The following is a 22,573-nucleotide window of genomic DNA, read 5'->3' as shown; positions in this document are numbered from 1 at the left end:
TCGCTGATAAATCAGGCTATCGCCTTTCTGATTGTTGCAGCATCGCTAGTCTGGATGACCATCTCAGAACGCCCCGTCGAAGACGCGCTCTTCCCCGGCTTCCGCCTGCTTGACGTCTCCACGTCCGGCGCGCGCATCCGCGTGCGCACCGGCGGGCAGGGGCCGGCGCTGCTCCTGCTGCACGGTTATCCGCAGACGCACGCGCTCTGGCACAAGGTCGCCGAGCGCCTGAAGGACCGCTTCACCCTGGTCTGCGCCGACCTGCGCGGCTATGGCGACAGCGAGAAGCCGCCGACCGATGCGGAGCATTCGCCCTATTCCAAGCGCGCCATGGCGCAGGACATGGCCGAGGTGATGAGCGCGCTCGGGCATCACAGCTTCGCCGTTGGCGCCCATGATCGCGGCGCCCGCGTCGCTCATCGCCTGGCGCTCGACCATGTCGAACGCGTCACGAGGCTTGCCACGCTCGACATTGCGCCGACGCGCGAGATGTACGCCAACACCAGCGACGCCTTCGCCCGCGCCTATTGGCACTGGTTCTTCCTGATCCAGCCCGCGCCCTTCCCTGAGCGCATGATCTGCGCCGATCCGGAGGCCTATTGGCGCAAGAAATGCGGCTCCGGCTCGGCCGGCCTGACGCCCTTCGCGCCCGAGGCCCTCGCCCACTACCTGCGCTGCTTTGCCGACCCGGCGACCATCCATGGCAGCTGCGAGGATTATCGCGCCGCCGCGACGATCGACATCCGCCACGACGACGAGGATGGCGGGCGCAAGCTCTCGCAGCCCTTGCTCGCGCTCTGGGGCGCGAACGGGATCATAGGCCGGTGCTTCGACCCCTTGGCGCTCTGGCGGCAGCGTGCACAGGATGTGCGCGGCCACGCCTTGCCGGGCGGGCACTATCTGGCGGAAGAGGTCCCTGACCTCGTCGCCGCCGAATTCACGGCCTTTCTAGGAGCTAACCCATGACCGTGCCCAGCAAGACCGGGACAAATCGCGTCTACCGCATCGCCGTCATCGCCGGCGACGGCATCGGCAAGGAGGTCATGCCCGAAGGCGTGCGCGTGCTCGAGGCCGCGTCGAAGAAATACGGCTTCGAGCTCAGGCTCGACCATTTCGACTTCTCCTCGGTCGACTATTACGAGAAGCACGGCAAGATGCTGCCGGATGACTGGAAGGACCAGATCGGCGGCCATGACGCGCTCTTTTTTGGCGCCGTCGGCATGCCGGACAAGGTTCCCGACCATGTCTCGCTCTGGGGCTCGCTGCTGCTGTTCCGGCGCGAGTTCGACCAATACGTCAATCTCAGGCCCGTGCGGCTGATGCCGGGCGTGCCCGGCCCGCTGGTCGGCCGCAAGCCCGGCGATATCGACTTCTTCGTGGTGCGCGAGAACACCGAGGGCGAGTACTCCTCGGTCGGCGGCCGCATGTATGCCGGCACCGAGCGCGAAATCGTCACCCAGCAGACCATCATGAGCCGCATCGGCGTCGACCGCGTGCTGAAATACGCCTTCGAGTTGGCCCAGCGCCGGCCGCGCAAGAAGCTGACCTCGGCCACCAAGTCGAACGGCATCTCGATCACCATGCCCTACTGGGACGAGCGGGTGAAGGAGATGGCCAAGAACTATCCGGATGTGGCTGTCGACCAGTACCATATCGACATCCTGACCGCGCATTTCGTGCTGAACCCGGACCGGTTCGACGTCGTCGTCGCCTCCAACCTGTTCGGCGACATCCTTTCGGACCTCGGCCCGGCCTGCACCGGCACGATCGGCATCGCGCCTTCCGGCAACATCAACCCGACCCGCGATTTCCCCTCGCTGTTCGAGCCCGTCCACGGCTCGGCGCCCGACATCTACGGGCAGGGCATCGCCAATCCGGTCGGCCAGATCTGGTCGGGCGCGATGATGCTCGACCATCTCGGCGAGCACGACGCCGCCAAGGCGATCGAGGCCGCGATCGAACGCACGCTCGGCGACGAGCGCACCCGCACCCGCGATCTCGGCGGCAAGCTCAGCACCGAAGCCGCCGGCAAGGCGGTCGAACAGGCTCTCGGCTGAATGGAGAGGCGGCTCCCCGCCGGGGCGCCGTCAAGCAACAGGAAACGCACTACGAAAGGCAACAGGCTATGGATTTCGTTACCTCCTTCGCCGACCCCCTGATCTGGGGAAAGCTCTTCCAGATCATCGCGCTCAACATCGTGCTCTCGGGTGACAACGCGGTCGTGATCGCGCTCGCCTGCCGCGCGCTCGCGCCTGAGCAGCGCAACAAGGGCATCGCGCTCGGTGCCGGCGTCGCCGTGCTGCTGCGCGTCGTCTTCACGGTGGCCATCGCCTCGCTGCTGAACACGCCCTTCCTGCACATCATCGGCGCGGGCCTGCTGGTCTGGATCGCCGTCAAGCTCATCGTCGAGGACGGCGAGAGCGACGAGGATTCGATCACCGCCAGCAGCAAGCTCTGGAAGGCGGTGCAGACCGTCGCCATCGCCGACATCGTCATGAGCCTCGACAACGTGCTGGCCATCGCCGCCGTCGCCAAGGACTCGATCCCGCTCCTGGTCCTCGGTCTCCTGATCTCGATCCCGCTGATCGTGCTCGGCGCCTCGCTGATCACCACCTTGCTGACGCGCTTCCCGATCCTGGTCTGGGCCGGCGCGGCGCTGCTCGGCTGGGTTGCCGGCGAGATGTTCGACAGCGATCCGTGGCTGATCGAGCGTTTTGGCGCCGCCACCCTGGAGCACCTGCACTATCCGGCCGCCATCCTGGGCGCGCTGCTCGTCGTCGGGCTCGGCTACATGCTGAAGTCGCGTCAGCCCGATCCTGCCACCTGACCATCCAACAAGGGGAAAAACGAAGCGATGGATTTCTCGTCGAGCCAATTCTGGGTTTCGCTGCTGCAGATCATCTGGATCGATCTGCTGCTGTCCGGAGACAACGCGGTCGTGATCGCGCTCGCCTGCCGTTCGCTGCCCGAGAACAAGCGCAAGCTCGGCATCTGGCTCGGCGCGGGCGCCGCGGTCGGCCTGCGCATCGCCTTTGCGCTGGTCGTGACGCAACTGCTCGGGGTGCCCTACCTCAAGCTGATCGGCGGCATCCTGCTGTTCTGGATCGCCGTCAAGCTTGCCAAGGGCGAGGAGGAATCCCACGGCGAGATCGAGGCCAGCGACAATCTCTGGAAGGCGGTTCGCACCATCGCGATCGCCGACGCGGTGATGAGCCTCGATAACGTCATCGCCATCGCCGGCGCGGCGAAGGGCCATCCCGAGCTGTTCATCTTCGGCCTCTTGCTCTCCATCCCGCTGATCATCATGGGCGCGCAGCTCCTGACCTCGATCATCGAGCGCTACCCCATCCTGATCTGGATCGGCGCGGCGCTCCTGGGCTGGATCGCGGCCGAGATGATCCTCGGCGACATCGCCGTGCTGCAATGGCTGCAGGTCAATATGCCGACCTGGGTCGAAATCGTGCCGAAGGACGAGAATCCGCTCGGCATCGGGCCGGCCGACGTGCCGCATTATGTCGGCTCGATCATCGGGGCGCTCTTCGTCTGCGCCCTGGGCTACGTGCTGAAGAAAAAGCCGGTCGACCAGCCCGGCTAAACCTTTCGCATCAGGCGAGAACCACAATCGCGGCGGCCAGGTTTCCCTGGCCGCCGTTTTCGATGATGCGGCTGGCGCCGGTCGCCAGGCCGGGCGCCTCCGGATCGGCGACCTCGAAGCGCTCGGTCGAGAGCAGCCGCACCGCGAAGCTTTCGGGCGCGCGCAGGAAGCCGGTGCCGAGCGCCTTCACATAGGCCTCCTTCGCACTCCAGAGCTGGGCGAAGGCAAGCGGCCGGGCCGATTCCGGCAGCGCCAGCAGGGCCTCACGCTCCTGCGGATGCAGCATCGCCAGCGGCGGCTCGGTGGCAAGGTCGATGCGCTCGACATCGATGCCGACCGGCCCATGGGCGAGCGCCACCGCGACCAGCCCGCCCCGCGTGGCCAGCGAGAGGTGCAGGCCGGTGCCGGCCGGCTGCGCGAGGAGCGGGCGCCCGCGCTCGTCATGGTCGAGCTTCACGCTGCCGGGCTCCAGCCCGAACTGCTGCGCGACCAGCCGCTTCGCCGTGCCGCGCCGCAGCTCCGAGCGCTCCTGCAGGTTGGCGGGCTGCTTGCCCGTGGCGATCAGCCAGGCGGCGGGGAGGGCGGGCGCGGTCGCGTCGGGGGAGGTCAGCCAGATCATGGCGGCAACCTAGTCTTGCTGCCGCGCCTTGTCGCGACGATCCTCGATGCTGCCGCCGTCCTGCGCCGGGTTCATGTGCAGGCGACGCCGATACGCGTTGACCTGGGGTCGCCGAGGCCTTTGGAAGAAGCATGTCCTCACTGCAAGAATTGCCCCCGCGGACGCTCCGCCCGGTCCTGACCTGGAACGGCGTCTTTCTCGGCGCCCGCAAGGCGCTGGTCCTGATTCCGGGGCTCGTGGTCTTCGCGGTCGCGTTCGGTGCGGCGGCCTCGGCCAAGGGCTTGAGCCTGCTCGAAGCCGTGCTGATGAGCGCCGTCGTTTATGCCGGCGTCTCGCAACTGGTCGCCATCGAGCTCTGGCGGCCGGAATGGAGCTGGGGCGCCATCGCCGGGCTCGCGATCGTCACCGCCACGGTCAATGCGCGGATGGTGCTGCAGGGCGCCTCGCTCCAGCCCTGGCTCGCGCCCTATCCCAGGCTCGTCAACGCGCTGCACCTGTTCTTCTTCACCGATGCCAACTGGCTGATCGGCACGCGCTACCATGCCGATGGCGGTCGCGATCTCGGCGTGCTCGTCGGCGCGGGGTTCATCATCTGGATCAACTGGGTCCTTGCGACCGTGCCGGGCTACCTGCTCGGCTCGCTCGTCGCCGATCCGCGCCGCTACGGCATCGACCTGGTCATGCCGATCTTCTTCGCGACGATGATCGTGCCGCTCTGGCGCGGCCGGCGCGCGGCGGTGCCCTGGATCGTCGCCGGCATCGTCGCGCTCGCCACGGCCAAGCTGGTCGAGGGCTACGCCTTCATCATCACCGGGGCGCTCTCGGGCGCACTCGTGGGAGCCTTCCGCGATGACCGTGCCTGATCCCATCCTGTGGGGCGCGCTGGCGGCGATCGCCGCCATGGCTGTAGCAACCTATCTCTGCCGCATCTCCGGCGTGGTGATGATGGGCTTCATCCCGCTCACCCCGCATGTTCGGCGCGGGCTCGCCGCCCTGCCGGGCTCGATCGTGGTCGCGACCGTGCTGCCGCTGATCGAGCGGCTGGGCTTGGCCGCGGCGCTGGCGCTGCTTGCCGCGATCGGCAGCATGGTGCTGCGTCGCAGCGAGCTGCTGGCGCTGATGGTCGGCATGGGCGTCGTCTCGGTGGCGCGCGCGCTCGGCTGGTGATCCATCACCGGTTCCGATCGCTTCCATCACATCACATCATTAGAGCATCGGACCGAAAAGTGGGTACCGGTTTTCGGGAAAGTCCGATGCAATAACAAAGGCCTAGATCGCCATTTTGCGTCCGGTAGGACGCACGGCGACCTAGGGCCCCATGTTGACGGGGCAGCCCGGCCGGCAGACGGTGCGGACCAACGACGCTTAGAGATCGGGGATGGGCATGGCCTGGTATTCGCAGACGTGGACGTGGTTCGAGGGTGAGTGGCTGGAGGGCAATCCCGGCATCATGGGGCCGCGCACCCATGCCGCCTGGCAGGCCTCCTGCGTCTTCGACGGCGCCCGCCATTTCGACGGCGTCTCGCCCGACCTCGACCGCCACGCCGCGCGCGTCAACCGCTCCGCCATCGCGCTCGGCCTCAAGCCGACGGCCTTGGCCGAGGAGATCGTCGCCAAGACCGCCGAGGGCCTGAAGAAGTTCAACGGCGGCACGGCGGTTTACGTCAAGCCGATGTACTGGGCCGAGGCCGACGGCCCCTCGACCATCATCGGCGACCCTGAATCGACCCAGTTCGCGCTCTGCCTGTTCGAGGCGCCGATGGGCGACGTCAGCACTGGTTTCTCCCTGACTCAAGGGCTCTATCGCCGCCCGACGCTGGAGACGATGCCGACCGACGCCAAGGCCGGCTGCCTTTATCCGAACAACGCCCGCATCCTGCGCGAGGCCAAGGCGCGCGGCTTCGACAACGCGCTGGTGCTCGACATGCTCGGCAACGTCGCCGAGACCGGCACCTCCAACATCTTCCTGGCCAAGGACGGCGTGGTGAAGACCCCGGCGCCGAACGGCACCTTCCTGAACGGCATCACCCGCCAGCGCGTCATCGGGCTGCTGCGCCAGGACGGCGTCACGGTCGAGGAGACCAGCCTGCGCTATCAAGATTTCGAGCAGGCCGACGAGATCTTCAGCTCGGGCAATTATTCCAAGGTCATGCCGATCTCGCGCATCGACAGCCGCGAGCTGCAGCCCGGCCCGATGTTCCGCAAGGCGCGCGAACTCTACATGGACTTCGCGCACAGCAAGACGGCCTGAGGTCGCAACGGCTTAGCTAACCAAACTGCTCAGCATCTGATCTGCTCCGCCCCATGGCTTCGGCCGAGGGCGGAGCGCTCTGTCGCTCAGCGCAGCAACCGGATCAGCCGCGCCGCCTTCAGTCCGCCCAGCGTGACCACGAGATAGAGCAAACCCGCGACGGCCCCGACCGCCGCGAGCGTCACCAGCTTCACCTCGGCCGGGAACCGCGCCATCTCGATCAGCAGCACCGGCGTCAGCACGCGCGCCGCCACGGCGGCAATCACCGCGCCCGCCAGCGTAATGACAATCAGCAGCGGCAATTGCCGGTCAGGCTTGGTCCAGCCACGCCTGAGCGCCAGCACGAAGAGCAGACCCAGGTTGATCCAGGCCCCGGCGGCGGTGGCGAGCGCCAGGCCCGGCGCACCCCAGTCGCGCCAGAGCAGCAGCTTCAGCCCGACGTTGCAGGCGATGGCCGCCAGCGAGACCATCATCGGCGTCGTGGTGTCGCCGCGCGCCTGGAAGGCCGAGACCTGGCTGCGGATCAGCACGATCGCCGGCAGCCCGACCGCGTAGGCGAAGAGCACCGCTCCGGCCGCCTGGCTCGCGGTGGAATCGAAGCGCCCGCGCTCGAACAGGGCCGAGACGATCAGCTCGGGAATGGCGAGGAAGGCGGCGGCGAAGGGGGCGGCCATGACCAGCGTCAGCGCCACCGCCCGGTTCTGCGCCTTGTCGGCGGCCTCGACATTGCCGGCGGCGAGCAGGCGGCTCATCGTCGGCAGCAGCACGGTGCCGACGCCGATGGCGATGACGCCGATCGGGAGCTGGTAGAGCCGCTCGGCATAATACAGCGCCGAATAGGCGCCGCGCGGCAGCAGCGAGGCGATGATCGTGTCGGCGAAGAGCGCGATCTGCACGCCGGCCGAGCCGATCACGGCCGGCCCGAAGGCTTTTAGAAAGCTCTTCACGTCGGCATCGATGCGGGGCGCCACCAGCGCGGCCCCGACGCCGGCGCGGCGGGCGTCGATGGCGACGAGCAGCCATTGCAGCACGCCCGACACAGCCACGCCCCAGGCGGCGGCATAGGCGGCGCTCGGGAACAGGAAGGCGATGGCGAGCGCGGCGACCAGGCAGACATTGAGCAGGATCGGCGCGCCAGCCGCCGCGGCATAGCGGTCGATTGCGTTGAGATTGGCCGAGAGCAGCGTCACCAGCGTGATGAAGAGCAGGTAGGGAAAGGTGATCCGGGTCAGCGCGACGGCGAGTTCGAAGCGCTGCGGATCGCCGCTGAAGCCGGGCGCGAGCAGCCGCACGATTTCCGGCATGAAGGGCAGGGCGAGCGCGAGCAGCACGACCTGCACGATCAGGTTCAACGTGAAGATGCGGTTGGCGAAGAGCGCCGCGGCGGCCTCGCCAGCCTGTTGGCGCACCCGCGCATAGGCCGGGATATAGGCCTGGTTGACCGCGCCCTCGCCGAAGATCGTGCGGAAATGGTTGGGCAGGCGCAGCGCGACCGAGAACGCGTCCATCAGCGCGCCGGCGCCGAGCACGGCCGCGAGCACGATGTCGCGGATGAAGCCGCTCAGGCGCGAGAGCAGCGTGAAGCCGCCGACCGACAGGATCTTTCTGAACATTGTGCTCTCGGCGCCAAGGGAACCACAGCCCTCATCCTGAGGAGCCGCTTTAGCGGCGTCTCGAAGGATGCTCCAGAGCGCGCTGAAGCATCCTTCGAGACGCGCTCTGCGAGCGCTCCTCAGGATGAGGGCTCAAAGAGTCTACCCGATTCTCACCGGATCAATGGCGGCAAGGCGTCGCCGCGCGGGTGGTCGACGGTGCGGGCGTCGAAGCCGACGCGCTCGCCGATCAGGTAGAGCGGCCGACGCTTCACCTCGGCGAAGATGCGCCCGACATATTCGCCGATCATGCCGAGCGAGATCAGCTGGATGCCGGAGAAGAACATGATCGAGACGATCAGCGACGGGAAGCCGGGCAGGTCGGTGCCGAAGAGCAGCGTGCGCAGCAGGAAGAACAGGGCCGACAGGGTCGAGATGATGGCGATCGTCACCCCGGCCCAGGTCGCGATCTTCAGCGGCACGGTCGAGAACGAGGACAGCCCGTCGAAGGCGAAGCTGAACAGCTTGCGGAACCGGAACTTGCTCTCGCCGTGCTGGCGCTCGGCCACCTCGAAGGTCACGCCGGTCCCGGGAAAGCCGACCCAGGCATAGAGCCCCTTGGTGAAGCGGGCCCTCTCCGGCAGCGCGCGCAGCGCGTCGACGACCTTGCGGTCGAGCAGGCGGAAATCGCCGGCGCCCTCCGGCAGCTCGATCTCGCCGAAGCTGGCGAAGAGCCGGTAGAAGGCCTTGGCGAAGTTGCGCTTGAGCCGGCTCTCGCCCTCGCGGTCGGCGCGCTGGGCGTAGATGTTGAGATAGCCCTCGCGCCACTTGGTCAGGAAGAGGGGAATCGTCTCCGGCGGATGCTGCAGGTCGGCATCCATGATCACGACCGCGTCGCCGGCGGCATGGTCGAGCCCGGCCGCGATCGCGACCTCCTTGCCGAAATTGCGGCTGAGCGAGACGGCGCTGATGCGCTTGTCGCTGGCGTTGAGCAGGCGCAGCACCGCAAGCGTACCGTCGCGGCTGCCATCGTCGACGCAGACCAGCTCCCAGGACGCGACCTTCCCGTCGAGCACCGCCTTCAGCCGCTCGACCAGGATCGGCAGGTTGTCGGCCTCGTTATGGACGGGCACGACGATCGAGAGCTCCGGCCGGGGCGGGGCCGGATCGAGCGTTGCTGGGCGCGGTGTGGGCTGCGCGTCTGACACAATCAGTCTTTCGATCCGGTTCTGGAGGTGGAGAAGCACTTTAAGCGTGCTTTGGCACGTCTAACTTGCCATTTAAAGCGCTCCAGGCCGCCGCACCCGCACGCTCCGCGGCTGGCTTGTACATCATCGCAGATGAACCCAGGACAACGAGCAACATGGTCACCCGCTTCGTCCTCTGCGCCGATGATTTCGCGCTGACCGAGGGCGTCAGCCGCTCGATCCTGGACCTGCTGGCGCTGGGCAAGCTCTCGGCCACCGGAGCCATGACCAACCGGCCGCATTGGAAGCGCCTGGCCGGCGAACTCTCGGCCTTCTCCGGCCGTGCCGATCTCGGCCTGCACCTCAACCTGACCTGCGCCGCTCAGCTCAGCCCGATGCCGCGGATCGCGCCGGGCGGCGAGCTGCCGAAGCTCGGCGACCTTGCCAGGGCGGCGGTATCCTCGGCTGCGGCCCGCGCCGAAATCGCCGCCGAGATCGAGCGCCAGCTCGACGCGTTCGAGGACGCGCTCGGCCGCCCGCCCGATTTCGTCGATGGCCACCAGCATGTTCATGTGCTGCCCGGCGTGCGCGGCGCGGTGCTCTCAGCCATACGGCGGCGGTATCGCGAGGGCAGCGTCTACCTGCGCGACCCCACCGATTCGGTCGCCGCGATCCGAGCCCGCAACGTCGCCGTCGGCAAGGCGCTGGTCATTGCCGGCCTGGCGCTGGGATTGCGCTCGCAGGCCTTGCGCCGCGGCATCAAGGTCAACAGCGGCTTCTCCGGCGTCTCGCCCTTCGATCCCACCCGCGATTTCGCCGCCGATCTCGGCCGCTTCCTGCTTCGGCCCGGCCCGGCCCATCTCGTGATGTGCCATCCCGGCCATGTCGATGACGAGCTGCTTGGGCTCGACCCGGTGGTCGCGACGCGGCCGCAGGAGCACCTGGCGCTGAAGAACTTCGTGCCGCCGGATGGCCTGGCGATCGCGTGTTTCTCGGCTTTGCCCTGACGGCGGGCAGCAACGGCCACGGCTGACGCAAGGGAGATTGCCCAAGCGTATCCAGCTAAAGGCAATCGAATATTTACCGGCATCGTTCAAATTGGCTGGAACTGGTCCGTGCCGTTCGGATCCTGTGAAGCCTCCGGCGGAGATGTCAGCGCAATGACTTGGTTCAAGCGAGCAGATTCGGCCGCTTCCATTGCGCCACGCGTGCCGCTCCGGGACAGCTCCAACAACTCGCTCAGCAGCCAGATCGCCGGTGCCGCGGTCGCCATCGTCGCGGTCGCGATCGTCTTCGTCGTGATCGCCATCGCCCGCTACAACGACGCCAAGACGCGCGGCGATCTGGAGCAGAAGATGACTGCCCTGACCACGATGGTGGTCAATGCCTCACCAGCCCTGATCCTCGCCCGCGATACCACGACGCTCGGCTACATCCTCGAATCGCTGCGCCGCGACCCGGATTTCGATGCCGGCATCGTCGCCGACGACATCTCGTCGCTGGCCAGCGCCGGCCGCAACGAGGAAGCACGCCTCTCGCTGACGCCGCGCACGCTCACAACCGCGCTCGGACGCGAGCCGTGGGAGGTGCTGAAGGAGCAGCCCTCGACCCAGATCGAGGACAAGACCTATGTCACCCAGCTCCATGTCGTGCAGGTCGGCGGGCTCAAGAAGCAGATCGGCTATATCGCGATCCGCTTCGACAAGAGCCGGCTGCTCGCCCGTGCCTCGCTGGAGCAGTACGTCACCATCGGCTTCGGCATCTTGATCCTGCTCGTGCTCGGGCCGCTGCTGTGGATCTCGCTCTCGCGCACGATGAAGCCGCTGAAGAGCATGACGCAGGCGATCGTCAGCATCTCCGACGGCGATCTCGATACGCAGATCGACGCCATGGGCCGGCGCGACGAGATCGGCGCCATCGCGCATGCGCTCGGCATCCTCAAGGTCCGCCTCGGCGAGCGCGCGGCCCTGCAGGAGCGCCAGCATGTCAGCGAGGTCGAGCGCCGCCAGCACCAGCAGCGCGTCGACGAGTCGATCGCGCTGTTCCGGGCCGAGGTCGGCGTTGCGCTCGAAGCTTTCAAGAGCAATGCCGAGCGCATGAGCGAGGCCTCCGACGGCCTTGCCCGCGTCGCGGCCGAGTCGTCCGGCCGCGCCGCCCGCGCCGCGCAGAACGCTCACGGCGCGTCCGGCAATGTCGAGAACGCCGCCCAGGCCGCCGAGGAGATGGGCGCCGCCATTCGCGAGGTCGAGTTCCAGGTCCGGCGCGTGCGCACCGAGATCGTCGATGCCGCGTCGATCTCGCGCGACACGGCGAGCTCGGTCCAGGCGCTCGACGAGACCGCCCGCGCCATCGGCGAGGTCGTGAACCTCATTCGCGACATCGCGGCGCAGACCAACCTGCTCGCGCTCAACGCCACCATCGAGGCGGCCCGGGCCGGCGAGGCCGGCCGCGGTTTTGCCGTGGTCGCCGCCGAGGTGAAGAGCCTGGCGTCGCAGACCGCCGATGCCACCGACCGCATCGTCACCCAGGTCGGCGCCATCCAGAGCGCTACCGGCGAGGTCGTCTTCGCCATCCAGAACATCGCCAACCGCATGGGCGCGATCGAGAACTTCGCCAATTCGGTCGCGACCTCGATCGAGCAGCAGGCCATCGCGACCGGCGAGATCGCCAGCGGCGTCGCCATGGCAAGCACCTCGGCGCTCTCGGTGTCGAGCGACCTCAGCGTGCTGGCTGATAGCGTCGAGGAGACCGGGCGCTCGGCCGAGCAGGTTCGCGGCGCGGCCGGCGAGGTCGCGGCGCAGGCGCTGCGGCTGCGCGCCACGGTCGACCAGTTCCTGCGCAGCGTCGCGGCTTAGTCGCCACGCCACGCCGAAACGAAAACGGGGCCCGCGAGGGCCCCGTTCGTATTTAGGTTGCGGCGGAAGGCTCAGGCCTTGGCGCCGTCATAGAGCTCCGCGACGTATTCCCAGTTCACCAGGCTCTCGAGGAAGGCCTTGAGGTAGTCGGGGCGGCGGTTGCGGTAGTCGATGTAGTAGGAGTGCTCCCAGACGTCGACGCCGAGGATCGGGGTCGCGCCGTTGACGAGCGGGCTCTCGCCGTTCGGGGTCTTGCTGACGGCGAGCTTGCCGCCCTTGACCTCGAGCCAGGCCCAGCCGGAGCCGAACTGGCCGACGCCGGCGGCGACGAAGTCTTCCTTGAACTTCTCGACCGAGCCGAACGAGTCGATCACGGCTTTCTCAAGCGCGCCCGGCAGGCTGCCGCCGCCATTCGGCTTCATCCACTTCCAGAAGTGGAGGTGGTTGTAGTGCTGGCCGGCATTGTTGAACACGGCCGGGTTCTTGCCATGCGAACCCTTGACGATCTCCTCGAGCGACTTGCCCTCGAATTCCGTGCCTTTGATCGCGTTGTTGCCGTTGGTGACGTAAGCTTGGTGGTGCTTGTCGTGATGGTATTCCAGGGTCTCCTTCGACATGAAGGGCTGGAGCGCATCATGGGCGTAGGGCAGGTCGGGAAGGGTGAAGGACATCGTGCCTCTCCTTGGGCTGTAAATCGCACTGCTGAGAATGGCTTCGTCATGAACGGCTTGGAACCTGGCGGCCCCGGCGGAACCTCCCGCCATTCCACCCGCTAGTTAAGCCCGCGGCCCGCGAGCGGCAACCGTTGCCAGTGAGCAAACAGCATGCATTCGCAGGAGAAGGTGACGCGCGGCACCCGCGCGGCCGTACTTGCCTCCCGCCCGATTTTTCAGCCAAATCCGTCAGGGTTTGTGAATTTGTCTCTTATTCAATAAGTTAGAGGATGATCTGACGGAATCGGTATCACCTTTCCCGTCGATGCCGCGCTGAGGATGCTGGGTTGATTATTATCTTCGTCTTGTTCGGGCTGGCTTTTCTCGTCGGCGGCGGTCTCGCCATTGCCGATGGCTGGCCGTATCTCATGCTGGAGCGCGGCTTCACGCAGGTCATCATCGGCTCCGTCGCGACGACCGTCGGCATCATCCTGCTCGCCCTGGCCTGGGTTCTGGTCGAGCTGCGCCGCGTGAGGACGGCGCTGCGGGCCATGACCTTGCTCTCGGCCGTGACGGCGGTGCCGGGAGAGGCGATTGTCCGTGCCGCCGACGAGCGGGCGCCGGTGCCTGCCATGCCTGAGTCGACCAAGTCTGAGACGACCAAGTCTGAGTCGGTGCTGCCGGAGCTGGTGCTGCCGGAACCGATCAAGTCCGAGTTCCCCAAGCTCCAGTTCTCCGAGCCCGAGCTGGCGATACCCGAGCCGACGCTGCCTCAGAGCAGGCTGCCGGGGCTCGGCACCGTAGCGGCCGGGGCCGGCCTGGTTGCCGCCGGAGGCGCGCTGGCGACGGTGTTCGCCGATCGCGGCATCGGCAAGCATGAGGACGCTGAGGACGAAGAGACCCGGCCGGCCGAGGCGCGGCTGCCGGTTGTCGAGGATCACGACGAGCGTGGCGAGCGCGAGCCGGCTCAGCCCGAGCCCGTCTACGAGGACATTTTCGACGACGCTCTGATCGGAGTCGCCGCCAACAAGGATGCGGGGGAAGAGGCGCTCGCCGCCGAGCCTGAGCCGGTCGAGGCCGAGCAGCTTCTGGAGGCAGAGATCGCGCCGGAGCCGGAACTCGCCTTGGTCGAACCCAAATCCGTCAAATCCGAAGAGGTCGCACCCGACGATATCATCGCTGCCGTCGCTGCCGTCGCTGCCGGCTACGTGCCGCCGGCTGGGTACGAGGTCGAATCCGCCGGCGAGTCCGGGCCGGCCGAGGAGCCTGAGCCGGTCAAGGAGCCCGAGCCCTTCGTGATGCCCGAGCCGCGCGAGGAGCCCAAGCGCTCGTGGTGGCCGCGCTTCGGCTCGCGCGCGCAGGAACCCGTGCCCGCTCCGGAACCGGCTGAGGCGGATGATTTGAGCGCGCTGCGGCAGCACCTGACGCTTGGCCCGCAGCCGCCGTTAAAGCCGGCCGAGCCGGAGGAGCCGGTCGCGGAGGAGCGGCGCGAGGAGAGCGATCTCAGCTCCGCCGAGGCCTGGATGGCCCCCGCCTTCGGCCGGCGCGAGCCGGTATTCGATGAGCCGGCTACGCACGAGCCATCTGCGCCGGAGCCTGAGTACGAGGCCGAGCCGGAACTCCCGGCCGCCGCCGATGAGCGGCCGGAGGAGGTCGAGGAGCCTCACGCCGAGGCAACCGAGGAGACGGCGGCCGCGGATGAGATCGAGCCGGCGGCGGCGGAGCCTCCAACCCCTGAGCCGCCGCGCCCCGCGGCGTCCGATGAGGGTGTCGTCGGCGCCTATCAGGTCGGCGACACGCACTTCACCATGTATGCCGACGGCTCGATCAAGGCCCGCACGCCGGATGACGAGTACAGCTTCGCTTCGATGGACGAGTTGAGGACCTACCTCGCCAGCGAGAAGAGCAAGCTGGGCGTTTGATCAGCTGGAGGCAGCTGCCTCCGGCCAACCGCCTTCGATCGCCTGGATCGCGAAGGCGTAGCCCAGCGCGACCTCCTTCAGCGAGTCGAAGCGCCCGGCCGAGCCGCCATGGCCGGCCTCCATGTTGGTGTGCAGCAGCACCGGCCCGCCGCCGGTCATGGTGGCGCGCAACCGCGCGACCCATTTTGCCGGCTCCCAATACGTGACGCGCGGATCGGTCAGCCCGCCCATCGCCAGGATCGGCGGATAGGCCTGCGCCTTGACGTTGTCATAGGGCGAATAGCTGCGGATCGTATGGAAGGCCTGCACATCCCGGATCGGGTCGCCCCATTCCGGCCATTCCGGCGGGGTCAGCGGCAATGTGTCGTCGAGGATCGTGTTGAGCACGTCGACGAAGGGCACCTCCGCCACGATGCCGGCAAACAGCTCCGGCGCGATGTTGGCGATGGCGCCCATCAGCATGCCGCCGGCGCTGCCGCCCTGCGCCACGATGCGGCCGCGCGCAGTGAAGCCTGAATCGGCCAGCGTCTCCGCTGCGGCAATGAAGTCGGTGAAGGTGTTGGCCTTCTTCTCGCGCTTGCCGTCGAGATACCAGCGCCAGCCCTTGTCGGTGCCGCCGCGGACATGGGCGATGGCGTAGACGAAGCCGCGATCGACCAGGCTCAGCGGATTGGTCCGGAACGAGGCCGACATCGAGGAGCCGTAGGAGCCGTAGCCGTAGAGCAGGCAGGGCGCCGAGCCGTCGATGGCGGTATCGACGCGGTGCAGCAGCGAGATCGGCACTTTGGCGCCGTCCTTGGCCGTGGCGAAGATGCGCCTGACGCGATAGGCGGCGGGATCGTGGTCGGAAGGCACCTCCTGCCGCTTCAGCAAGGTCCGCTCGCCCGTGCGCATGTCGTAGTCATAGGTCTCGGCCGGGCGCGCCATCGACGCGTAGATGAAGCGCAAGGTCTCGGTCTCGAATTCGTAGCCGGCATCGAGGCCGAGCCCATAGGCTTCCTCCTCGAAGGCGATGCTGCTTTCGCTGCCGCCTGCGAGGTCGCGGATCACGATGCGCGGCAGGCCGTCCTCGCGCTCGAGCCGGATCAGCCGGCCCTTCAGGCAGACATGGCTGAGGATCAGCCGGCCGGCGCGGTGCGGGATGAGGTCGCGCCAGTTCTCGGGCGCGGGATCGGCTACCGGGACCGCGACGATCTTGAAGTCCTCCGCCCCGTCGGCATTGGTCAGGATCAGGAAGTCCTCGCCGTGATGATCGACGCTGTACTGCCGTCCGACCAGGCGTGGCGCGATCATCACCGGCTTCGCCTCGGGCTCGGCCAGGTCGATGATCCGGATTTCCGAGGTCTCGTGGTCGCCGATCGAGATCAGCAGGAAGCGGCCAGACTGCGTCTCGTCGATATCGACGAACATGCCGGCATCCTGCTCCTCGTGCAGCAACTCGTCCGTGCCGGCATCCTGGCCCAGCCAGTGCCGGTAGACCCGCGAGGGACGGTGGTCGGCGTCGAGCCTGACATAGGCGAAGGAGCGTGAATCGCTCGCCCAGATGATCTCGCCCGTCGTATCCGCGATGCGGTCGTCGAGATCGGTCCCGGTCGCGAGCTCACGCACGCGGATCGTGTGCAGTTCGGAGCCGGCCTCGTCGGCGCTCCAGGCCAGCAGGCGGTGGTCGCGGCTATGGGCGGCGTCGCCGAGGTCGAAGAAGTCCTTGCCCTTGGCCAGCGCGTCGGCGTCGAGCATGATCTGCTCGCGTGCCGCCTTGCCTTCGGCCGCGCGGGGCTTGCGGCAGATCAGCGGGTGCTCGCCGCCGCTGCGATAGCGCGAATAGTAGAGGAACGGCCCGTCGGGCTGCGGAACGCTGGCATCGTCTTCCTTGATCCGCCCGCGGAACTCCTTGACGAGTTGCTTCTGCAACTCCCGCGTCGGTGCCATCAACGTCTTCGAGTAGCTGTTCTCGGCTTCGAGATAGGTCCGGATTTCGGCCGGAAGCGCATCGGGGTCGCGCAGGACGTCTTTCCAGTTGGCGGCCCTGAGCCAGCCATAGGCGTCGGTCAGCACGGTGCCGTGGACGGTCCGGCTTTCCGGGCGCGCTTCGGCGCGGGGCGGGGTGATGTGCTTGGCCATGGTCGTGCTCGTCGCTCTCTGAGGCGTGTCCCGCCCGGCTTAGAGCATGTTCGGCAAAACCAGGCATTAGTTTTGCGATCGGAACAGGCTCAAGAGGATTGGAACATGCTCAAGAGATTGATTTGGCGCGAATTCTTCCGCTCGACTGGTTGCAGCCGCGCGGAAAGCGCGTTGGGGTGCTGGCCGGGGCCCGGCGCGCCGCAAGCCCCACGCAAGCATTGCCATTGCTACGATATTGTTTCTGTATCAGCATCATCCCTGGTGAGTATCGAAACCGCAGCAATTCATCTTCTCTTCCCCGATGCATAACTCCCGCTCCCGCTCCGGCAACCCATAGTCAGGCGTCGCTTTAGGACTGAAATGACAACCTCGGCGCGCATGATCGCGCTGCGGTGCACATTTTGGTTACCATGAACACGCCAAAAGAGGTCCAATATTTCGGTGCTGAACGTATTCGCAAACATGGTTATTGGCTTGCGGGAATGTTATTGATGCACTACACGGTGGCCAGATCGATCCGCTTCGCGTGATTCTATTGTCGGCTGTCCTTGACCTGCTGTCGGCTTTGAAGAACGAGGCTTCGGAGCCGAGGGACGTGGAACGGTCGGGTGATATCTGGTCCAAGAACACATAAGGAGTGGTACAATCATGGCTGATAATGACGGTTCGGATTTCATCGAACTCACCGCCGACATCGTTTCTGCCTATGTCTCGAATAACTCGGTGCCCGCGTCTGATCTGCCTTCCCTGATCAACGATGTGCATGCCGCGCTCAATCGCGTTGTTGGTGGCGCTGCTCCGGTCGTGCCGGTCGAGGCGCCCAAGCCTGCGATCCCGGTCAAGAAGTCGATCACGGCTGATTACCTGATCTGCCTCGAAGACGGGAAGAAGTTTAAATCGCTGAAGCGGCATCTGCGCACGCAGTACAACATGTCGCCGGAGCAGTATCGCGAGAAGTGGGGTCTGCCGCCCGACTATCCGATGGTTGCCCCCAACTATGCCGAAGCGCGTTCGCAGCTGGCGAAGAAGATGGGCCTCGGCCAGCAGCGCCGCAAGCGCCGCTGAGCGGAGCTGCGGGGAAGGGACCAGGCCTGCCGGCTGGTCGTCCCGATCCCGCTGCAATGCAAACATTGTCAGGAGCCGCCGGTCCGCCGGCGGCTTTTCTTATGCTGACACGGGCTGACGGGGATAGATCGCGCCGGTCCTTGCAGGTCAAGATTTAGGAATATAATCTCTTGTCGTTGAGGCCGCAGGTCATCCCGCCGGCAACGAAAGAGAACGTATCATGAACGATAGCGAGATCAACCTGGCAGACCCGCTGCGTCAGACGGCGTTGGCGCGGCTGATCGAGTCGGCCGCTTCGGCGACGACCGGGATTTCCACGAGGCAATTGCGGCAGCGGCTGCGCGGAACGCAGGCAGCCGCCCGCTCGCGCCAGATGGCGATGTACCTCGCCCATGTCGTCTTCGGCCTGTCCTTCACCCGCGTCGGCATCTGCTTCGGCCGCGACCGGACGACTGTGCGCCATGCCTGCGCGCTGATCGAGGATCGCCGCGACGATCCCCGGCACGACCTGGCGCTTGCCGCGCTCGAAGCCGGGCTGCTGGCCCTGACGCGCCATCTGATCGTCGCGGCCCGGGTGGAGGCGTGAGCATGGCCGAGAACAGCGAAGCCGATGTCCGCCGCTCCCGCCTGCTGCGCCATCTCGCCGAGCCCGGCGCCTTTGCGCTGGCTTCGCCCCTCGGCTGCGGCCGCATCGCGCTCTACCGCGCCAATGGCGGCACCAGCCTCGGCGCCGGCTATGTCCTGGCGCAGGAGGCGGAGGCGGCGGTCGCCGCCGGGCTCGCCCGCTGGGATGGGACCGGCAAGGCGCGGCGCCTGACCCTCGCCGCTGCTGCGCCGGCGTCCAAGCGGGCGCTGTCGACCCGGACGATGCTGGTCGACGGTGTCGTGCAGCCCGTGCTCGTCGATGATCGCGAGAGCCCTTTGCTCTGGTTGCATCGCCGCGCCGGCAAGGATGGCAGGCCGCAGATCTCGGCTGCCGAGTTCGCCGCCGGCGAGCGCTTCCGCGCCGACCTGACCCTGGCGCAGATGCTGCCGCGCACGACGATGAACTGGGACGCTGCCTTCGCGCCTGAGGAGCGCGGGTCGGGCCGCGATCCCGGCAGCGCCTCCGACAGCGCGCTCGCCGCGCGCCAGCGCATTGGCAAGGCCTGCGACAAGCTCGGCCCGGAACTCTCCGGCCTCGCCATCGATGTCTGCGGCTTCCTGAAGGGGCTCGACCAGGTCGAGCGTGAGCGCGGCTGGCCGGCGCGTTCCGCCAAGGTCGTGCTCCGGCTCGCGCTCTCGGCGCTGGCCTCGCATTACGGCATTGACGTCGCGCCGCGCAGCTCGAAGCGGAGCGGCTCCGTCTGGCGCGCGGATGATGCGCGCCCGCAGATCATGCCGGGCGCCTGAGGCTCAGGCGGCGGCTGCGCGTGCGTCGCTCTTGATCCGGTCGATCATGGCGCGCACGCCGTTCGAGCGCTGCGGCGTCAGATGGGCGGCGAGGCCGAGCTTCTCGTAGATCGCGAAGGCGTCGGTCGAGAGGATCTCCCTGGCGCTGCGGCCGGAATAGATCGCGAGCGCGAGCGCGACGAGCCCGCGCACGATATGGGCGTCGCTATCGCCGAGGAAATGCAGGTGCGTGCCCTCGCCGGGCCCGCCCTCGCGCCGCACCGCGAGCCAGACCTGGCTGGCGCAACCGCGCACCTTGTTCTCGTCGTTATGCGCCGCCTCCGGCAGCGGGGCGAGGCCTCGGCCGAGCTCGATCAGGTAGCGATAGCGATCGTCCCAGTCGTCGAGCAGCTCGAAATTGGCGATGATCTCGTCGAGGTTTTCACTCATGTCCGTCCGTTCGCGGGCCCTGTCTGCGCGCGAGCCTCTTCGACGCGCGGACGCCCAGCGTCAAGCGCCGTCATCGCAGGGATGTAGGAGGAGGGGGCGCTAGCGGGAAGGGGAGGCGGCGATGGGGCGCGGACGGCTCTCGGCCTTCGCGGCGGTCGCGGTGGCGAGCGCGAGCATGCGCGAGCGCGTCTCGGGGTCGAGCCCGGCCAGGATCTGCGCCGCCTCGCGCGCTGCGGCGACGCCGTTCATGGCGGTCTTCGCGTCGATCTGGCTCGCCACGGCTGCGACGCTGCGCAGCGCTTCGCGGGCGCCGTCTGTCTCTGATTTGCCGCTATGGACCGGCGAGTTGAAGGCGATGACGCCGATCACCGCCAGGCTGCGCATGAGATAAGCCATTCCCGATCCCCGTCCCACCGGAGTTCCCTAACCCGAAACCACTCTACCCCGGCAGGTCGAAAGAACGCGTCAGCCGAAACGCGCGCATTTGAGTCAAATCCACGCTGTGATCTTCAGCTTCCGTTCACCCTGAAGCCAACATCGCGCTGATCCGGAAAATTGAACTTATCTCCGGCAAGTCATTGTGCAGGAAGGGATATTTATCGGCTTGATCCAGCCGGGCCGGGTGCCGGGGCCGCGTTGCCTTAAGTCGCGCTTAAACCGCGCATGGCGAGGATCGCTCCGACACAGGCGAATGGGCCTGCCGAGGTGGGTATTGCGGTTTCTTCAGACAATCATGGCGGTCAGGACGCAGGTGGCGGCGATGGTGCATCCATCGGTTCTGCCTGATGCGCCCGAGCGCGCCCGTCACGAGCGTTTCATGCTGACGCGTCTTGCGCTCGGCGCGGCCGCGCTTGGTCTGGCGCCGGCCTATCTCGCCTGGCGCGGAGCGCTCGGCACGTTTGAAGCTCTGCTGCTGATCGCGCTGGTGCTGCCGCTGCTCGCCGTCTTCGTGCTCTCGCGCAGCGGCCGGCTCGATCTTGCCCATGCCATCTCCGCCACGGCGCTTGCGTTGTTCGTTGCGACGCTCGCCGGCGTGACCGGCGGCGCGACCTCGCCCGTCCTGCTTTGGCTCGCTGCCCTGCCTGCCGGGGCGATGCTCTTCGGCTCCCGCGCCTACGTGCTGCGGGCGGGAGCGATTGCGGCCGCTGCGCTGGCCGGCGTCGCCGCCCTGCACCAGTTCGACCTCTTTGCCGCTCCCGCTCCCTGGATCGTCGCCGCGATGCCCGCGGTCGTCGCCGTGGCGGTGCTGCACGTGGTTGCGATCGGCGCCGCCCTCCTGCGTCGCCGCGATGGCGAGCAGCGCGAGCGCCGCGCCACCGACAGCCGCGCGCAGCTCCTGCTCGACCACGTCGGCGATCTCGTGACCTGGCATGACGCCACCGGGGCGGTCGTCTTCGCCAATGCCGCCGCGCGGGCCCTGGCCGGGGCGGAGCCGCGCGACCTGCATGGCCGCGGCCTGCTCGAGCGCGTCCATGTCGCCGACCGGCCGCTCTTCCTCAAGGCCCTGAGCGACGCCGCCCATGGCACTGGCGAGAGCAGCGCCTGCTTCCGCACCTTGTTCGTGCCGCGCGACCTGGAGCCGAGCCTTCCGGTCGCGCTCTGGCTGGAGATGCAGGCTCATCGCGTCGCCGATGGCGACGTGCAGGACGGCGTCGCGGTGGTCTGCGTCATGCGTGACGTCACCGCCCGCCGCGCCCTCGACGAGGAGCGCACCCGCGTCCATGCCGAGCTGCTCAAGGCCAACGACGTCAAGGGCCAGTTCCTGGCGACGGTGAGCCATGAGCTGCGCACGCCGCTCAACGCCATCATCGGCTTTTCCGAGATGCTCGGCAGCGACCATGCCGCGCTGCTCGATGCCGGGAAGCGGCTCGAATATGCCCGCATCATCCACGGCTCGGGTCATCACCTGCTCGATGTGGTCAACACCTTGCTCGACGTCTCCAAGATCGAGAGCGGCGCCATGACGATCGAGCAGGAGCCGCTCGACCTCGCCGCCGTAGCCAAGGATTGCTGCGCGCTGATGGCGCTGCGGGCCGAGGCCGGCGCGGTCGCGCTGGAGCAGGTGATCGGTCGCGACCTGCAGGCCATGCTCGGCGACAAGCGGGCGCTGAAGCAGATCGTCATCAACCTGCTCTCCAACGCGGTGAAGTTCACGCCGGCCGGCGGCCGGGTCACGCTCGCCGTCATCCGCGACGGCGGCACGATCGACCTCTCCGTCTCCGATACCGGCATCGGCATCGCCGCCTCCGACCTGCCGCGCCTCGGCGATCCGTTCTTCCAGGCCAAGAGCTCCTATGACCGCGCCTATGAGGGCACGGGGCTTGGCCTCTCCGTTGTGCGCGGGCTGGTCGGCCTGCATGGCGGCAGCCTGACCGTCGAGAGCGCGCCCGGCATCGGCACGCGCGTCTCGGTGCGGCTGCCGGTCGGCGGCGTCGAGGCCGCCGCGCAGCCCGTCAAGATCGCGACCTTCGCCCGTGCGCCGCGCCGCGGTCTTGAAACCAAGATCCCTTTTCGTCTGACTGCTTGACCGAGAGCCCGTAGCCATGTCCGCAACGCTTGCAGCCCGCGCTCATACCCACGCGACCCTGTCCGCGCCGCCGGTCAGGCGCAGCCAGCCGGCACGCCGCAAGGCGTCCATGCTCAGCCAATTCTGGCAGGCGGCGCTTCGCCGCCCCGGCCGGAGCCTCGTGCTCTTCCTCTTCGCCAGCGTCGCCGCCCTCATCACCATGAATGCGCTGGTCTTCCAGAAAGTGCGCCATCCGGCCCCGATCGCCGCCGTGCCGGCGCCGGTGACGCCGCCGGCGCGTCCGGCCGAGCTTCGCCTCGAACAGCCGGCCCGGGCCGAGCAGGCCGCCGCGCCCGAAACCGCGCCGGTCGCACCCGCTGCCACGC

The 22,573-nt window shown here is 67.6% G+C and carries 21 protein-coding genes and 1 pseudogene; 15 read left to right on the top strand and 7 right to left on the bottom strand.

Features of this window, described 5'->3' with window-relative positions; translation table 11 throughout:
* Positions 1–54: 54 nt before the first annotated feature.
* The 4 genes from DWF00_RS18920 to DWF00_RS18905 all read left to right on the top strand — a co-directional run bounded on the left by DWF00_RS18920 (position 55) and on the right by DWF00_RS18905 (position 3,595).
* Positions 55–966, top strand: coding sequence for an alpha/beta fold hydrolase (locus DWF00_RS18920; protein WP_114830192.1), 912 nt, complete (start codon positions 55–57; stop codon positions 964–966).
* Positions 963–2,057 carry a tartrate dehydrogenase gene (locus DWF00_RS18915; protein WP_114830191.1) on the top strand — a complete coding sequence of 365 codons (1,095 nt, stop codon included), beginning with the start codon at positions 963–965 and terminating at the stop codon, positions 2,055–2,057. The genes DWF00_RS18920 and DWF00_RS18915 overlap by 4 nt, the downstream gene beginning before the upstream one ends.
* 68 nt (positions 2,058–2,125) lie before the next feature.
* Positions 2,126–2,827, top strand: a complete 702-nt coding sequence (locus DWF00_RS18910; protein ID WP_114830190.1) for a TerC family protein — start codon at positions 2,126–2,128, stop codon at positions 2,825–2,827.
* Between the two features lie 27 nt (positions 2,828–2,854).
* Positions 2,855–3,595, top strand: coding sequence for a TerC family protein (locus tag DWF00_RS18905; RefSeq protein ID WP_114830189.1), 741 nt, complete (start codon positions 2,855–2,857; stop codon positions 3,593–3,595).
* A 10-nt stretch (positions 3,596–3,605) separates the two neighbouring features.
* Here DWF00_RS18905 and DWF00_RS18900 read toward each other — a convergent pair whose 3' ends face one another.
* Positions 3,606–4,214 carry a 4'-phosphopantetheinyl transferase family protein gene (locus tag DWF00_RS18900; protein ID WP_114830188.1) on the bottom strand — a complete coding sequence of 203 codons (609 nt, stop codon included), beginning with the start codon at positions 4,212–4,214 and terminating at the stop codon, positions 3,606–3,608.
* A 131-nt stretch (positions 4,215–4,345) separates the two neighbouring features.
* Here DWF00_RS18900 and DWF00_RS18895 point away from each other — a divergent pair, with 131 nt between their 5' ends.
* The 3 genes from DWF00_RS18895 (at position 4,346) to DWF00_RS18885 (ending at position 6,465) form a co-directional block, all read left to right on the top strand.
* A complete protein-coding gene (locus DWF00_RS18895) occupies positions 4,346–5,077 on the top strand; it encodes an AzlC family ABC transporter permease (RefSeq protein ID WP_114830187.1) in 732 nt (243 codons plus the stop codon).
* Complete coding sequence (locus DWF00_RS18890) at positions 5,064–5,381, top strand: AzlD family protein (protein WP_114830186.1); 318 nt, start codon at positions 5,064–5,066, stop codon at positions 5,379–5,381. Before DWF00_RS18895 ends, DWF00_RS18890 begins: the two co-directional genes overlap by 14 nt.
* 217 nt (positions 5,382–5,598) lie before the next feature.
* On the top strand, positions 5,599–6,465 hold the full coding sequence (locus DWF00_RS18885) for a branched-chain amino acid aminotransferase (RefSeq protein WP_114830412.1): 867 nt from the start codon (positions 5,599–5,601) through the stop codon (positions 6,463–6,465).
* A gap of 86 nt (positions 6,466–6,551) precedes the next feature.
* Here DWF00_RS18885 and murJ read toward each other — a convergent pair whose 3' ends face one another.
* Both murJ and DWF00_RS18875 read right to left on the bottom strand, forming a co-directional pair.
* Positions 6,552–8,078, bottom strand: a complete 1,527-nt coding sequence (gene murJ, locus DWF00_RS18880) for a murein biosynthesis integral membrane protein MurJ (RefSeq protein WP_114830185.1) — start codon at positions 8,076–8,078, stop codon at positions 6,552–6,554.
* A gap of 152 nt (positions 8,079–8,230) precedes the next feature.
* Positions 8,231–9,265, bottom strand: a complete 1,035-nt coding sequence (locus tag DWF00_RS18875; protein ID WP_114830184.1) for a glycosyltransferase family 2 protein — start codon at positions 9,263–9,265, stop codon at positions 8,231–8,233.
* 155 nt (positions 9,266–9,420) lie between these two features.
* Here DWF00_RS18875 and DWF00_RS18870 point away from each other — a divergent pair, with 155 nt between their 5' ends.
* Complete coding sequence (locus tag DWF00_RS18870; RefSeq protein WP_114830183.1) at positions 9,421–10,251, top strand: ChbG/HpnK family deacetylase; 831 nt, start codon at positions 9,421–9,423, stop codon at positions 10,249–10,251.
* A gap of 201 nt (positions 10,252–10,452) precedes the next feature.
* Positions 10,453–12,099, top strand: coding sequence for a methyl-accepting chemotaxis protein (locus tag DWF00_RS18865; protein WP_181832720.1), 1,647 nt, complete (start codon positions 10,453–10,455; stop codon positions 12,097–12,099).
* Positions 12,100–12,170: 71 nt separating this feature from the next.
* Here the strand turns inward: DWF00_RS18865 and DWF00_RS18860 are convergent, their stop codons facing one another.
* Positions 12,171–12,770, bottom strand: coding sequence for a superoxide dismutase (locus DWF00_RS18860; RefSeq protein WP_114830181.1), 600 nt, complete (start codon positions 12,768–12,770; stop codon positions 12,171–12,173).
* Positions 12,771–13,099: 329 nt separating this feature from the next.
* On the opposite strand from DWF00_RS18860, the gene DWF00_RS18855 reads away from it, so the two are divergent.
* Positions 13,100–14,674, top strand: coding sequence for a phosphoheptose isomerase family protein (locus tag DWF00_RS18855; RefSeq protein ID WP_114830180.1), 1,575 nt, complete (start codon positions 13,100–13,102; stop codon positions 14,672–14,674).
* On the opposite strand, the gene DWF00_RS18850 is transcribed toward DWF00_RS18855, so the two are convergent.
* Positions 14,675–16,795, bottom strand: a complete 2,121-nt coding sequence (locus DWF00_RS18850; protein WP_114830179.1) for a S9 family peptidase — start codon at positions 16,793–16,795, stop codon at positions 14,675–14,677.
* Between the two features lie 648 nt (positions 16,796–17,443).
* Between DWF00_RS18850 and DWF00_RS18845 the strand changes: the two genes are divergently transcribed.
* The 3 genes from DWF00_RS18845 (at position 17,444) to DWF00_RS18835 (ending at position 19,252) form a co-directional block, all read left to right on the top strand.
* Positions 17,444–17,860, top strand: a complete 417-nt coding sequence (locus DWF00_RS18845) for a Ros/MucR family transcriptional regulator (RefSeq protein ID WP_114830178.1) — start codon at positions 17,444–17,446, stop codon at positions 17,858–17,860.
* A 220-nt stretch (positions 17,861–18,080) separates the two neighbouring features.
* Entirely contained in the window at positions 18,081–18,446 is a 366-nt protein-coding gene (locus tag DWF00_RS18840; RefSeq protein WP_114830177.1) for a helix-turn-helix domain-containing protein, read from the top strand.
* Positions 18,447–18,448: 2 nt separating this feature from the next.
* Positions 18,449–19,252, top strand: coding sequence for a DUF6456 domain-containing protein (locus DWF00_RS18835; RefSeq protein WP_114830176.1), 804 nt, complete (start codon positions 18,449–18,451; stop codon positions 19,250–19,252).
* A gap of 3 nt (positions 19,253–19,255) precedes the next feature.
* Here the strand turns inward: DWF00_RS18835 and DWF00_RS18830 are convergent, their stop codons facing one another.
* Together DWF00_RS18830 and DWF00_RS18825 are read right to left on the bottom strand one after the other, a co-directional pair.
* On the bottom strand, positions 19,256–19,681 hold the full coding sequence (locus DWF00_RS18830) for a SufE family protein (RefSeq protein WP_114830175.1): 426 nt from the start codon (positions 19,679–19,681) through the stop codon (positions 19,256–19,258).
* A gap of 99 nt (positions 19,682–19,780) precedes the next feature.
* Positions 19,781–20,077, bottom strand: coding sequence for a hypothetical protein (locus DWF00_RS18825; RefSeq protein ID WP_114830174.1), 297 nt, complete (start codon positions 20,075–20,077; stop codon positions 19,781–19,783).
* A gap of 421 nt (positions 20,078–20,498) precedes the next feature.
* Here DWF00_RS18825 and DWF00_RS18820 point away from each other — a divergent pair, with 421 nt between their 5' ends.
* Positions 20,499–22,208, top strand: a complete 1,710-nt coding sequence (locus tag DWF00_RS18820) for a sensor histidine kinase (RefSeq protein WP_181832719.1) — start codon at positions 20,499–20,501, stop codon at positions 22,206–22,208.
* Between the two features lie 16 nt (positions 22,209–22,224).
* Positions 22,225–22,573 (top strand): annotated as a pseudogene (locus DWF00_RS18815) (hypothetical protein); the annotation flags it as partial.

Source organism: Allobosea caraganae (genome assembly GCF_003351345.1).
GTDB classification, from domain to species: Bacteria; Pseudomonadota; Alphaproteobacteria; order Rhizobiales; family Beijerinckiaceae; genus Allobosea; species Allobosea caraganae.
Note: the sequence above shows the minus strand (reverse complement) of the source record. Positions and strands in the feature narration are given on the sequence as shown.